The sequence below is a fragment of the Methanolobus bombayensis genome (genome assembly GCF_017873415.1).
Lineage (GTDB): Archaea > Halobacteriota > Methanosarcinia > Methanosarcinales > Methanosarcinaceae > Methanolobus > Methanolobus bombayensis.
This window is the reverse complement of sequence record NZ_JAGGKD010000020.1, coordinates 19,897-34,284: the sequence shown is the minus strand read 5'-3', so window position 1 is coordinate 34,284 and position 14,388 is coordinate 19,897. Positions and strand designations below refer to the sequence as shown.

The following is a 14,388-nucleotide window of genomic DNA, read 5'->3' as shown; positions in this document are numbered from 1 at the left end:
CAAGTTCTGAAAAAGGAGCGTGACCTACACCAAAGGAAGTATCGTTTGCCACAGGAACCCTGTCCCTCTGGAAAACATCTCTCAGATCAGATGAGCCGGTACCAAGTTTACAGTCAAGAATTATGTCGCCTTCAAGGTCAATGTCTACAATGGTGTTTCTGAGATAGTTTTTAGCTGCTTTCAAAGCAACAGACTCTGCAGGAATCTCAACACCGTTGAATTCTTTGGTTGCCCTTCCTACAAGCAGAGTGTAAATTGGCTGGATAACTTCTCCACCTCCAAACTGGGGGTTTGACCTTCCTGCGACTATCTGGGTTTCATCGGTGTTGTGATGAAGAACTGCACCACATTTTTCGATATACTCTTTACACAATGCACGGCTCATAGCTTCTGCGAGACCGTCGGAGATACTGTCAGGATGACCTACTCCCTTTCTCTCCACAAGTTCGATCTGCTGTTTTTCCACCGGCGTTTCCATCAGGTGTTCAACTTTGATGTTTCGCATCATATTAATCCTCTAGAAATCAATTAAAAGACAGATGAAAGAAGATAAATCAAATTGATTATGTATTCTTCGCTATATCAAGAACACAATTAATATTTAATATTTCCTATCCGATTATATTACCAGCAATAATAAAATCACACATGTTAAATTAACTAACTTAAATCTAAGCTCAGCGTGAACTCTATATGCTATAAAAGTCTTTCAAAGAACGTTCAATTGATACTGATTATAATTTCACAGAAGGATCCACATGATACGTATTGCAATACCCAATAAAGGGCGTTTACATGACCCTACAGTAAACCTTCTCAAAGAGGCAGGTCTGCCTGTACTTGAAGGAGGAACAAGGAAACTCTTTGCTAAAACAACAGACCCGGAAATAACATACCTCTTTGCAAGGGCCGCAGATATTCCTGAATATGTGCAGGATGGTGCTGCAGATGTGGGTATTACAGGTCTTGACCTGATAGACGAAACCGATTCTGACGTAGAAGTCCTGCTTGACCTGAAATTCGGTGGCGCAAGTCTGGTACTTGCCGTACCTGAAGAATCCAATATCAGTTCTGCGGCAGAGCTTGAGGGAATGCGCGTTGCAACAGAATTCCCGAATATCACTGCAAAATACTTCAAGAACCTTGGCGTTGACATCGAGGTTATAAAGGTAAGCGGCGCATGTGAAATGACACCACATGTTGGAATTGCTGATGCCATTGTTGACATTTCAAGTTCAGGAACAACTCTTGTAACAAATCATCTCAAGATGATAGAGAAGGTCTTTACTTCATCAGTTTACTTAATTGCTAACAAGAAGACACAGGCTGATAATGAGAAGATAGGACAGATACAAACAGCAGTTGAAAGTGTACTCAGAGCAAAGGGTAAACGCTACCTTATGATGAATGTTCCCGAAAACAAACTTGAAACTGTAAAAGAAGTACTTCCCGGAATGGCAGGACCAACAGTAATGAAAGTGGAATCAGATGATTCAATACTTGCAGTCCATGCTGTTGTGGATGCATCCAGTATCTTTGCAACTGTCGGTGAACTCAAAAAAGCAGGTGCAAAGGATATTCTGGTGGTCCCTATCGAGAGAATGATGCCTTAACTGAGGTAAAATGTCATTTGAAGTAATTCCTGCCGTGGACATGAGAAACGGCAAATGTGTACAACTGGTACAGGGAGTTCCTGGAAGCGAAATGGTTTCCATAGATAACCCTGTTGCAGTAGCAAAGGACTGGGTAGCACAGGGAGCAAAGACCCTGCACCTAATAGACCTTGACGGTGCCATCGACGGTAAACGCAAGAACGCACCAATTATTGAGAATATTGTAAAAGAATGTAAGCCTCTTGGAATGAAAATCCAAGTAGGCGGTGGAATCCGTACTTTTGAAAATGCTGCAGAATTATTAAATATCGGTGTTGATCGGGTCATCCTTAGTACTGCTGCCATCAATAACCCAAAGCTTGTAAAAGAGCTTGCTGACGAATTTGGAAGTGAACGCATAAATGTTGCCCTGGATTCAAAGAATGGCAAGGTAGCTATTGATGGATGGAAAAAAGAATCCGAATTCACAGCCGTTGAAATGGGGATCAAATTTGAGAAACTCGGAGCAGGAAGTATCCTATTTACTAATATTGACTCTGAAGGACTGCTTCAGGGTGTGAACACCACACCTACTGAAGAACTGGTAAAATCCGTTAGTATCCCGGTAATTGCATCTGGCGGGGTTACCAAACTGCAAGACCTGGTGGCATTGAAGAAAACCGGAGCAAAGGCAGTAGTTGTTGGAAGTGCATTATACACTGGCAAATTCACACTTCCAGAAGCGATAAATATTATCAATGAGGATTTATAAAGCAGTCAAAGATAGTGAGCAAAGTTAGCAGGTGAACCTATGAGAAAAGCAGATATTTCACGCAAAACCAGCGAGACCGATATTAGCATCGAGCTTGACCTTGATGGAGAAGGTGTTGCAGACATAAGTACTGGAATCGGTTTTTTTGACCACATGCTAACCGCATTCACAAAACACGGGAACTTTAATCTTATAATAGAAGCTACCGGAGATCTTATTGTAGACGATCACCATCTGATTGAAGACACAGGCATCGTTCTTGGTCAGGTACTGGCAGAAGCACTTGGGAATAAGGCAGGTATTGCAAGATTCGGAGAAGCACGTATCCCCATGGATGAAGCTCTTGCAACGGTTGCAATGGATCTTGGAGGACGCAGCTATCTTGTGATAGATGCAGAGTTCAAAGCTCCTAAAGTTGGTGAGTTCAGCACACAGATGGTTAATCACTTCTTTGAAGCTGTTGCCCAGAATGCTAAAATGAATTTGCATGCTCATGTTTATGGTGACAACGATCACCATAAGATAGAAGCACTCTTCAAAGCCTTCGCCTATGCTCTCAGAAGGGCAATAATTATAGAAGGGAATGAAATCAAAAGCACCAAAGGAGTGCTTTGATACTTCATAATAACTGAAAACTAATCTATTTTGTGATTCCATAATTCCGAATTATCGGAATTTAGTTCTTAATTTTTCGTAAAACTCCTGTTCTTTGCCACCGGTCTTCTTTGAAAGCCTTTCCACTATCAATTCAGGAGTGCTTTTTGCAACATAATTGTAGCGTGGGTTCCTGTCAACCATAAGATTAAGTTCTGAATCAAGCCCACTGGCCTCTATTCCATCAACCCGGATATTACAGTTGATATTTTCCATTATCTGCTCGGAAAGATGTGACACAAAAATCGACATCGTACTATCATTTTCCATGAGAACTTCAAGTATGCCTGCCATGATCTTTGCTGATGCACCAGGTTCTGTAATAGACTCCAGCTCGTCAGCCAGTACGAACTTTGCAGACTCATCAGCAATCACTGAGAACTCAGTAAGTGTTGTTTCAAAAGCTCCTGCATCCAGCGTACCTTTTGATTTGGCAAAATAATACATTGAGTCTGTAAGAGATATTTCCATCTTTTCTGCAGGAACCGGAAAACCCATGTGTGCAAGAATAATGCTTTGTGCAAGTAATTCCAGCAAAGATGTTTTACCTCCTGAATTTACCCCGCTTAAAAGTACAACACGACTATCTTCATTTTGCGGACCAAGAGAACTTGTACCTATAGAGTAATCCACAGGAGTTACATCACCATGCCTTGAAAGCAGGAAAAGATTTCTTCCACCTTTAAAACCAATCCCTGAACCTTCTATTATCTCAGGCATTGAAAGACCATATGTAATGGAAAACAAACCAATAGCAAAACCCACGTCAAAGTCAAGAACTGACTTTACCATCTCCCGGGAAAGTTCTCTATAGCCAGACAATATGCGGGAAACTTCACGCTTATGATCGAACTTTCTTTTAAGTGCTTTTTTATCCAGATGCTGCCTGAGATTGTTTAGGGCATCAACATCAGCCTCTATAGGGTGCATTATTTCCCCGGGGAAAAGAGAATCAACAAGTAACCTTTCTTTTTTCTCCAGATTAAGTCCATTACATATTTTTTCTATAGCATCTTTTACAATTGAACTGTAATTTTTATGCAACTTCTTACCCAATATCTCCTTCAGTTCAATTGAACCGTTCATGACCTTAAGCATATCCTGCCCACTTAGAGTCATCTGACTCTTTTCAAGAGTAGAATTCAGTTCTTCATTTACAGAGCTAACAGTTTCATTGACAACTGAATTGAGATTGCAAATTGCATCGGATATCCTGTCCAGCTCGGAATCCATCCCATGGACAATATCACCATTCACATCAATAAGAGCCAGAGTAGATGACAACATTTCAATCGCATCATCATCTATTTTCTCAAAGAAGCTTACACCTTTGGACCGAAACAACTTCACCAGGTTAACAGAAGACTCAAGAGACTTGAGATTACGTGAAAACAGGAATATCTCCTTTTCAGGGACAATCCTGTAATCATCCAGGTCATCCAGGTCAGACACAAATTCCGGCTCTACATCCTCGGGAAAATCAAAAGCCAGAAAATCATCACCCACAGCAATCACCTGGGAAAAACCCCTGGAAATATCTATGAATTCAGAAAGGGAACGAGAAAAATGAACATCAATTAGACCTGAAAAACGCTTTTTTGCAGACTCATAGCATTCCTGATCAGACGTAATAATCACACGATCCCGTATTTTGGGACATTGATGCCTGAAATTAAGCTGGGATACCGTTGAGAGATGATCTGCAATAGTTTTATCACCTTCCAGGATGCTGGCAGTCTGCATATAATATGAAACTGATTCCCTTACCTGCATGATCTTTTCTTCTTTTGCAGAAGGATATGGGAAAAATACGTGCAATTTATCTCTGGAATAACGTGTATGCGCAAATTCACGCACAAGATCGATCAATTTTTCGTAAACATCCATTGCCTCCTGGGTTCTCAAAAAGTCATCCACTGTGACACCCTCCACCCTGGAAGAAACATCCTGTATTAACGATATGGCATAGCGCTGTCCTATTCCTTCTACTTCTGAAATGCTGGCAATGTCTCCTGCAAGTATTGCATCGAGTGCCTGAACTTCGCTACCGAAATGCTCAACGAAACGTTTTGACATCTTGTTCCCTATACCGGGAATATCCTGTAATGTTCTCACTTCTGCCAGCATTAGAACTACACCTCCGATCCGGATGCAAAATTATCAAGAGTGCAATTTGCAATCCCTCTTTCAACCTTATACCTGTCTCTTTCAGACATCTTGCTCATAGAAGCTGATGCCTTTGGTTGTAATTGTTTTGCATGAGATTTGTTTCTCCTCTGAGGAATTGCCTGTGAATCATAATACATATCCCACAGGTCATCGATCTCATCTGTTGCGGATGTAAATTCCAGACTTCCTGCAAGAGAGGCAGGAACAGTTGTATAATGTTCCAGTCCCACGTGCCTTCCATTGCCTATCCAGGCAATATCACCTTGAATCACAGCCACTGGAAGATCGGGATTCTTTCTGGAAAGCCAGCGACAGAACATATCTCCAATACTATGAGGTGAATCTACTTTCACAGAAAGTACACCACCTACTGAATAAGGACGTGAAAACATGCACATACGATGATATGACCGGCTCACATCACGCATGTAATTATAGTATTTCTTTCCGATTCGAGTTTTACCGGAATATAGGAATTCTGCATTACCTTCACACGAAGCCAGGAAATGGACAAGTTCAATTGGTCTTGAACTTCGGTGCCTCAGAACCAGAGAGATGTAACCCTCAACATCAGGATCACGCTGGAACATCCTTGGTCTTTGTGCACCAAAAATATGGCGAAGCAGTTTTGATGTGTCAGCTGTAGCCCTGAAACCCAGTTGTTTAACATCACTGATACCTGTAAAATCCATTTTCTTCTTCAGCGCATCTCTGTCCTTTGCACTGATAAGTTCGCAGTCTTTATTTTCCATAAGTTCCGCACATGCAAGCAGAACACCTTCCACATTTTCCCTGAATGCTACTATCATGCTCCCACACCTGTAAAAGAGAAAAGGTTAGTCTGTCTTTTACCGTTGAGCTCAATAAAAGGCCTTGCACGGCTGATAACCACACCCATACGAGTAAGTTCCTTTTCAGAACTTATTGGTCTTGACTGAATTATCCTGTTGGCACCCACCGGTCCGATTCCCGGTACCTTAAGCAGATCATCCCTGCTTGCAGTGTTAACATTGATGGGAAAAATGTCCGGATTGCAGGAAGCAAGAAGCATCTTGGGGTCCATATCCAGAAGGAAGCCATTGTCATCAAGAACGGAATCCAGGTCATGTGCAGTCATTCCATAATCCTTCAGAAGATAAGATGTCTGATACAACCGTATCTCCCTCCACATTGGAGAAGGTTCATTATTCTCAAGAGGTGTGAATGGAACCGGATCAAAGCTCATGAAATATGGTCTTCTTAACTCATATTTGTCCATAAAATCCTCAACTGTCCCTATAATCTCCCTGTCAGATTCCTGGACCGCTCCTACAACGAACTGGGTGTCATTAGCACCGATTATACGTCCTCTGAAACCTTCCTCCTTTCTTTTTTTGTTGATCAGATTGCGAGTCCATTGCAGACGCTGAAGTACATCGTTCTTGTAATCGAAATTCGGGCATATTTCCGAGTAATTTATTGTACTTGTCGTCTCTGCATTCACACCAAATTTATTTGCACATTCAGAAATCTCTTCAAGTAAATATTTAGGTGTCCCCGGCATCACGCGAATATGTACATAACCTGTGAATCCCTGGCTCCTCAGAAGTCTTGCTACCTCCAGTTGCTTCTCAGCAGTTCTTTCCGAATCACCCATGACACCTGATGACAGGAACAGTCCTTCAATTGCATTTCTGCGATAGAATGACCATGTGATCTTCACGATCTCTTCAGGACTTAACGATGCCTTCACAGAATCTCTGCCGCACCTGTTCGGACAATACGTGCACTCCCCGGAGCAGGCATTTGTCATCAGCGTTTTGTAGAGCTGTATGCAACGGCCATCAGGACCGAAAGCGTGGCAAACAGCACTCTGGTTGCAACTGTCATACTTTGTGCCTTCGGACAATACTCTCATCCTTTCCATAAGCGTCATATGGTGCTCATTAGCAGGACTTCTGTGGGTCATCACAGGAGACTATGACACCTCAAGATATAAGCGACATGTAAGCGGGGTGAAAGTATTCATGAAAATTGAATAACATCAGAATCTAAAAAGAAAGAACTAAAAAAAGAATGAAACAAGAAAAAAGAACTAAAGAAAAGATACTGGAAGAACGGATTAGCGCTCTTCAAAAATAAGATTATTCCTCTGCGATCTTTACTTTGACTTTCAGGATGCTGATCGGTTCGAGCTTTTTCCACATAACTGTAGAATCTTTATCGAAAAGATATTCATTAACGTTCTTATCAGAGAAAACTCCGTCCACTTCATAAACAAAGAAACCTTCCTCACCGTTGGTGGAAACAATATTGTCCTGTCCGTGGACATCTTTCACTTCGACAACTGCTGCCTTTTTGAGTGCTTCAAGCAGTGTAGCGCCCTTTTTTACCTCAACGGTTCTGGAAGGTGCGAATATGTCAAGTGCATGGAAAATGTTCTTGTTGTTAAGTTGCAGGACATGGGTCTTTCCATAAACTTTGCGTTGTATCAGGTCAGCATCTTCCAGTATATTTGCGTGTTTTGCAGCAACCGGTACAGAGATACTGAGTTCCCTTGCAAGTTCTGATATGTGCATTTCGCCTTCAGTAAGCCTTTGAAGCATTCTAAGTCTGGTTTCACTTCCAAGAGCACTGAAAAGTTTCAAACGATCAGTATGCTCTGGATTCTCGGAATCATTGTTATCGAGAGAGCTCATATATAGAAGTAAATATCGTGTCCCATATATATTTTACTGCGTTAACGGCTCATTAAACAGCTCATATTGTTAAAAAATAAAAAAATAAAACTAAAAATACTAACAATAAAATGAAAACTAATAATAATTATAACTCATTCACGCAATGCTTGTGTCTGTATATACAGTTTCTCATCAAGAGAGCGCAAGTCAGTTGAAACGAATTCGTGCGTGAGATATTCCGGGGCGACCATATCAACTATTTTAGAACACCTTTCATTGGTAAATGGCATGTGTTCATCCATTTGATTCAGTATTTCCATGACAGACATGAGTCGTTCATGGAATGACAGGGAACTAAAACCTTCAGGTAGTTCTAAATCCATTGAACTGCGCATGAACTCACCTGACAGACTGCAGTGAAAATGCATACCTTCAATTCTTTTAATAAATTCCTCCGAATGACTTGAAAGAAGATCAAGAACCACATCAATAGAACAATCTTCATCTTCACACCCCATAGTGGCATTCATCAGATGGCCCGTGTCAAGAACAAAAGCCCAGTTATCAAATTCAAGCAGGGAAGCAAAGTATTCAACATTCATAGGGTCAAGAAAAGTAAGTCCCGGCCACCACAGGTTCTCAAAGAAGAGCCTTACAGGTGGTTCGCCGCCAGGATAAACAGACACTGCCTCATTCAGAAACTCTGCGGTTGTATCAAGAACATCATAATCGGTACAGTCAAAACAGCGTGTGTAGACCTGCTCTATTTCGGCATAGGATACATGGAAAACCGCATATGCAGCATCCAGAGTGTGTGCATTATCCAGAGCCTGTCTGAAAGTGCTGATTACCTCATCACGGCTGCTACCGCCAAAAACATAGATCCGCTCAAACTCTTCCATATCCTGAGTAAATACAGAAGAATCAACCCATGCCCTGTGCCTTCCCATCCAGTATGGCAGGTGAACCCCTACAACCAGGTCCTTTGGCACATCTTCAGGGAGTGGAGAGGAATCCACAAAAAGTTCCAGACCATCAAGATCATGCCGCACAAGGAAATTCCTGATCATACCCCAATCAGAGTCAAACATGTTCATATCATTTTCATACAGAGAAAAATTCACCAGCTCTTTCATAATCTCCCCTCTTCAAAACTAATCCTCATCCTGCTCACACAAACCCTTCTGATCACAATTCTTTGCCATCCATGCGGTTACACGGACCCAGTTATCTATAACAGAATCTTTCTCATCAGTTAATTCATCGAATGGTATAGTGTCATCTATTCCAAGTGTTGTCGGAAGACCTTTCATTACTGAAACCGCAACTTTCCCTCCTGCAGTCTCAGGAAGAAGCCCCCATGATATCTCATCAACAATATGCAATACCGAAGCAATTGCGCTCACAAGAACCGGGTTTTTTGACATCTCCCTAAGCACTTTAAAAAAAGCTGCTTTGCGATTAGCACCATTAAGACCTGATGCAACATTCCAGTAATCCAGCTCAGTTACTCCGAACCGTTCAAGTCTTACAAGCATGTCTCTCTGGGAAAGAACTGTCAGGTCAGATTGCAGTTCAAGTGCCTTATGAGTACATTTTATCACGACCTTGCCTATAAGTTCTCCAAGCTTTGAATGCTGGCCTGCATCCGTCAGGGTCAGAGAGCTTGTACCATCACAGACCACTGCAATCATATCAGTTCCCGAACCGGTAGCTATGCCGGTAGAATATCTGCTTGGAGCCATCAGTTGCTGGAGGGCGGCAGCCTTTGCCTCACTTGCCGTAATTATTGCTCTTGCCATGGTATAATCCGGAAGGGCGGCACCTATTATAACTATCATATTTATGGTACCCTGAATGAACTGGTGAGAACCATTCTCCTGATAATAAGAAGCGGGATCTCCTGCTCGTCCTCCGTTAACTTCAATACCTGCAGTCATAACAGCAGTCACCTCCACCCCGCGGAAGGATTTTGTGATTATGGCAACATTATCCATGTTAGCAGCAGTCAGAAGTCCTGAAGAAGTCTCCGGATCAGCACCAAGTCTTTTTGCTATGATACCAAGATAAGCAGGAACAGTTCCCCCTTCCAGTTCCCTGGGAGCATGCTTGCCTTTTGGTATTGTGTGATTGAAAATTGTCCTGATATCTTCACGAAATCCACCGTTCAACCATGAAGTTGTAAGTGTTTTCCGTCCCTCCGGCAAACTAACAAGAATAGAATCGCTGTATCTGTAAATTTTCTCATTGCCAGTTGTCTCAAACAGGAGAGAACGTTTTCCTTCTTTTCTAATACCGGCTTTTGCAGAACCTGTGTCTTCATCAGGCCTATTTGTGGATCTGGACTTCATAGAATATTCTTCCGCACTACAATAGAATCAACAGTAAGTAAAATACCATGATACACAGTATGATACCTTACGAAAAAAGGCACCAAAATCGTGAATACATATAATCTGCCCTGCGACTAAATCCGGTTACATGGAGGATCTGGTAACACAGGACATTAATGAATATATCACTGAGTATCTTAAATACCTTTTCAAATTCAATTGAGCCACAATTTCACGGTTCCATTTCCACGGGTTCAGGGGTTGCAGAAGAGATACTTCTGCTTCCGGACTTCAGCAGTCGTGAAACGTAAAGTCTTGCCCAGATGAATATGAATATGGAACCCATCATATTGCCTACGACCATTCCCCACCATACACCCTCAAGTCCTTCGCTCAGATAAAAAGCAAAAGCAATCGCAAACATAGGCACGAATATTAAAGCACGGAGAATTGTCGCGAACAGAGCATTCATTCCTTTTCCAACACCCTGGAAGAGAGCAGAGGAAAGCATACCAAGCGATACGAGAGGGTAGAATATGCAGATAATACGGAGGAATGTAATAAGATCCCCTGTGATGTGTGAAGCACTTTCTGAAAGTGTGAAAACATGAGCTATCTGGGGAGCAAAAACAAAAGTCAAAACAGCTATTACAGCTTCTACAAGCAACCCCATCTTCACAGAATACAGGTGTGTAAAGGAAAGTTTTTCATAAGAACTTTCACCATAAGAGAAACCGGACATTGTTACGACTGCAGTTGAAACACCTATCAGAGGAGCTATTGCTATTGTAACCACACGCCACCCAACGGTATAGACAGCCACACCATCTGTATTGCTCACAGCTATGATTATCACGTTCATCACAAGCATCATGAGCGCCATGGAAGTATGTTGAACAGAAGCAGGAATACCTACCCTGAAGATATCCCTGAGTATATCTTTTTCAAAGTTGAAATCATTGAAATCAAAGGAAATATAGGTGTCTTTCTTAAAGAAGAGCCAGCTTCCCATCATTATGGCAGTGATACCCATGGAGATCACAGTAGCCCATGCGGCACCTGAAACACCCATATCAAGATAGTAGATGAATATAGGATCAAGAATAATATTCAGTACAGAACCAAATATCATGGCATTCATTGCCCTTTTGGTATCCCCTTCACTCCTCAGGATGGCATTTGCAACATTGGTAAAGAATAATAGTATACTCCCACCAAAAATAACCTGGCCATAAGATGTTGCCATTGCTGTTGTTTTACCGGCACCTATGAGAATAAATATCTCTTCTGCAAAGGTGAAGAGAGTTACTGTGAAAATAATGGACATCAAAAGCATCAGTATCATGGTATGAACTGCAACATTATCCGCTCCTTTCTTATCCCTGGAACCAAACCTTCTGGATATGGCAGAACCTGATCCAACTCCGAGCCCGTTAGATAATGCAATTATTGCAAAGAAGAACGGGAAAACAAAACCAACTGCTGCCAGAGCATCTGCTCCAAGACCCGAAACCCAGAAAGTATCCACCAGATTATACAGGGTCTGTACAGACATACCAAGCATCATAGGAAGTGCAAGTTTTATTATCGCCTTTTTCGGATCACCAAGCAGGGCTTTCATTCCGGATGTTGTTTTTTGAGAAGGATCAGGAGGAAGATCCTCGTTGTTATTTTGATCCTTATTCATTAGAAGCCTTCCTTATCTGGTTTTCAGATGCCATATTCCTGGCAGCTTTTTCTATAAGGGAAAAGAACATTTCCTTTTCCTCAGCATTAAAACCACGCAGCAGAACCTCACTTATATTGGAACTTATGCTGAACAATAAAGATTGCATGCTTCGTCCCTTATCTGTCAGGTACACACAGTATGCACGCTTGTCTGCAGGATCTCGTTTTCGTACAACATAACCCTTTTTTTCCAGCTTGTTCACCGAACGGGTTATTGTGGCTTTATCATATTTCAGGAGATTTGCCAGAGTCTCCTGGTTAACACCATCATGGTGTAAAAGTCTCATGAAAAAAGGGAACTGACCACTTCCGATACCATAGGGCTCAAGCTCCTTTGAGATGTAGATATTTATAGACTTGAACAGATGAGATATATCCCTTCCAATGGATTCATGCTTTTCAATATAACTACTTTTTTCAGAATTGCCCATGTTTTCCAAAGTGATCACCAAAAGCCGAATAGAACATATTGTTGCGTATGCAATGGTTGCATATGCAACTAATCTATAAAAGCGTATGCTAAAAGGAAAAAACAGCATTATCAATCAACAAAAAGTTCAACGCCCATAAGTTCAAGGAATATCTCTTCCAGGGATGGAACTATGGTACGCATTTCAACGATGTCTCCACCTTTGGAAGCAACCCATTTTGTAGTCTGATTTACCACATCAATATCATTTGTGATCACAATATAGCTGCCATCAACTTCCTTGACAACGTCAGAAATAGTATATTCTTTAATATCATCAACCTTGAATTCAAGACGATACTGGATCTTACCATACTCTTTTCTAATCTCTTCGGCTGTTCCAAGTGTAACAAGCTTTCCGCCTTTCATAATAAGTATCCTGTCACAAAGGCTTTCCACCTGGTACAGATTGTGAGCACTGAATATTATTGTCTTACCGGATTGCTTCAACGAGCGCACATAATCAGTGATATATCTTGAGGTCATGGGGTCCAGACCTGAAGCAGGTTCATCGTATATCAGAATATCAGGGTCATTGATAAGAGAACGTGCAATTGCAACCTTACGTTTCATACCTTTTGACAGGTCACCGATCTTCTTTCCATCAGGATTGAGCGCAAGATCAAAAAGAAGTTCACGTATCCTTTTCTTTGCCTGGTCTTTGGGAACACAGTATAACTCTGCAAAGTACAACAGATAATCATCTACTTCCATGCCTTCGTAAAGAGGAGATTCCTCCGGAAGAAAGCCAAGGAATGATTTTATCTCAACGGCATCTGTGGCAACATTCAGACCTTGCATGTAAATGCTACCTGAGGTCGGCCTGATAAGACTGCTAAGCATTTTCAGAGTTGTAGTCTTACCTGCTCCGTTAGGTCCGACTATTCCGAATATCTGTCCTTTTTCCACTGAGAATGAAAGATTATCAACAGCTACAAAATCGCCGTATTCTTTGCGAAGTCCGTCTACTTCAATTATTCCAGGTTCCACACTTAGACTATGAAACTACCGATATATAAATTGCATTATAATTATAAAAAGAAGATTTGCATAGCTTAATTGAGCTATGCAAGTAAAATTTAGATCTTGTACATGTGCACATCCAGCTGTGGGAATGGAATTTCAATATCCTGTGCGCCAAACTCAGCATGAATAGCTATAGTAAGGTCATTCTTAAGAGCCCAGAAGTCCGAAGTGTTGACCCATGCGCGCAACTGCAGGTTCACAGATGAATCCGCAAGTTCGGTTGTAACAACTGCCGGAGCCGGATCTGCCAGCACACGGGAGTCCTTTTTGATAACACCCATTGCAATTTCAACAGCCTTAGGAACATCTGAAGAATAACCTATGCCCACATCAACCGAAACCCTGCGTGTAGGCATTCGAGTTGCATTCACAATAGGACTGCCCCACACCAGTTTATTAGGCATGGTTATGAACTGGTTGTCAGGTGTGAGAAGTTCCGTAGCCATTATGCCTACTGCGTGTACCGTACCGGACATGCCATTGACTGTAACATATTCTCCTTTGTCAAGTGGCCTCAGGGATGCTATCCATATACCCGCAGCCAGATTGTTCAGGGAATCCTGCATACCGAATCCAAGAACCAAACCGATAACTGCGGAAAGTCCGACCACAACTGAGCTTATGTCAACTCCAAGTGCACTTACAACTGCAAGCAAAACAGCTACGTACAGCAAGGCACGCAGAAAACGCACCAGGAATTCAATTATCAGCTCAGGAAGTTTTGTCTTTTTCAATCCGTTACGGAACATACCTGAAAGCACTCCCGCAATAACAATTCCGGCAACCAGAACCACAAGAGCAAATACAATATTTGCCACAGTGACACCTGTATAAGGAATTGTTTGAGATAAAATATCTGCCATTTATCACAACTCCACTAAATAATAGAAACTTATCATAAATATTGGGAGCTTTGGTACATATAACTCTTTTTAATTTAAATAGGCGAGATTTTTATGAAATAGATATTAATATAATAGAGTAC

The 14,388-nt window shown here is 41.7% G+C and carries 14 protein-coding genes; 3 read left to right on the top strand and 11 right to left on the bottom strand.

Translation table 11 applies throughout. From position 1 onward, the window contains the following. The coding region (locus J2746_RS13625) for a methionine adenosyltransferase (RefSeq protein WP_245250182.1) at window positions 1–508 on the bottom strand (508 nt) is incomplete at its 3' end. Window positions 509–758: 250 nt separating this feature from the next. Here J2746_RS13625 and hisG point away from each other — a divergent pair. The 3 genes from hisG to hisB are packed head-to-tail and all read left to right on the top strand — an operon-like array spanning window position 759 to window position 2,979. After that, a complete protein-coding gene (hisG, locus tag J2746_RS13620) occupies window positions 759–1,613 on the top strand; it encodes an ATP phosphoribosyltransferase (protein ID WP_209622209.1) in 855 nt (284 codons plus the stop codon). Window positions 1,614–1,623: 10 nt separating this feature from the next. Then, window positions 1,624–2,364: a 1-(5-phosphoribosyl)-5-[(5-phosphoribosylamino)methylideneamino]imidazole-4-carboxamide isomerase gene (gene hisA / locus J2746_RS13615; protein ID WP_209622206.1), complete on the top strand. Its 741-nt coding sequence runs from the start codon at window positions 1,624–1,626 to the stop codon at window positions 2,362–2,364. Window positions 2,365–2,403: 39 nt separating this feature from the next. Next, entirely contained in the window at window positions 2,404–2,979 is a 576-nt protein-coding gene (gene hisB, locus J2746_RS13610; protein WP_209622203.1) for an imidazoleglycerol-phosphate dehydratase HisB, read from the top strand. A 51-nt stretch (window positions 2,980–3,030) separates the two neighbouring features. Here the strand turns inward: hisB and J2746_RS13605 are convergent, their stop codons facing one another. The 10 genes from J2746_RS13605 to J2746_RS13560 form a co-directional block, all read right to left on the bottom strand. Further along, entirely contained in the window at window positions 3,031–5,145 is a 2,115-nt protein-coding gene (locus J2746_RS13605; RefSeq protein ID WP_209622200.1) for a MutS-related protein, read from the bottom strand. Window positions 5,146–5,150: 5 nt separating this feature from the next. Further along, the gene (locus tag J2746_RS13600; RefSeq protein WP_245250181.1) at window positions 5,151–5,996 is read right to left on the bottom strand and encodes a DUF4130 domain-containing protein; all 846 of its coding nucleotides are present in this window, start codon (window positions 5,994–5,996) and stop codon (window positions 5,151–5,153) included. Further along, on the bottom strand, window positions 5,993–7,135 hold the full coding sequence (locus tag J2746_RS13595) for a helix-hairpin-helix domain-containing protein (RefSeq protein WP_245250180.1): 1,143 nt from the start codon (window positions 7,133–7,135) through the stop codon (window positions 5,993–5,995). Before J2746_RS13595 ends, J2746_RS13600 begins: the two co-directional genes overlap by 4 nt. A gap of 175 nt (window positions 7,136–7,310) precedes the next feature. After that, window positions 7,311–7,865, bottom strand: coding sequence for a helix-turn-helix domain-containing protein (locus tag J2746_RS13590; RefSeq protein WP_209622195.1), 555 nt, complete (start codon window positions 7,863–7,865; stop codon window positions 7,311–7,313). A 134-nt stretch (window positions 7,866–7,999) separates the two neighbouring features. Further along, on the bottom strand, window positions 8,000–8,983 hold the full coding sequence (locus J2746_RS13585; RefSeq protein WP_209622193.1) for a TIM barrel protein: 984 nt from the start codon (window positions 8,981–8,983) through the stop codon (window positions 8,000–8,002). Between the two features lie 18 nt (window positions 8,984–9,001). Next, window positions 9,002–10,198, bottom strand: coding sequence for an adenosylcobinamide amidohydrolase (locus J2746_RS13580; RefSeq protein ID WP_209622190.1), 1,197 nt, complete (start codon window positions 10,196–10,198; stop codon window positions 9,002–9,004). A 214-nt stretch (window positions 10,199–10,412) separates the two neighbouring features. Continuing rightward, window positions 10,413–11,867 (bottom strand): MATE family efflux transporter, encoded by a 1,455-nt coding sequence (locus J2746_RS13575; RefSeq protein ID WP_209622187.1) that lies wholly within the window; start codon window positions 11,865–11,867, stop codon window positions 10,413–10,415. Continuing rightward, the gene (locus J2746_RS13570; protein WP_209622220.1) at window positions 11,860–12,339 is read right to left on the bottom strand and encodes a MarR family winged helix-turn-helix transcriptional regulator; all 480 of its coding nucleotides are present in this window, start codon (window positions 12,337–12,339) and stop codon (window positions 11,860–11,862) included. Before J2746_RS13570 ends, J2746_RS13575 begins: the two co-directional genes overlap by 8 nt. Before the next feature lie 110 nt (window positions 12,340–12,449). Continuing rightward, window positions 12,450–13,367 (bottom strand): ABC transporter ATP-binding protein, encoded by a 918-nt coding sequence (locus tag J2746_RS14995; protein WP_342451852.1) that lies wholly within the window; start codon window positions 13,365–13,367, stop codon window positions 12,450–12,452. Window positions 13,368–13,456: 89 nt separating this feature from the next. Next, on the bottom strand, window positions 13,457–14,266 hold the full coding sequence (locus tag J2746_RS13560) for a mechanosensitive ion channel family protein (RefSeq protein ID WP_209622184.1): 810 nt from the start codon (window positions 14,264–14,266) through the stop codon (window positions 13,457–13,459). Window positions 14,267–14,388 lie beyond the last annotated feature (122 nt).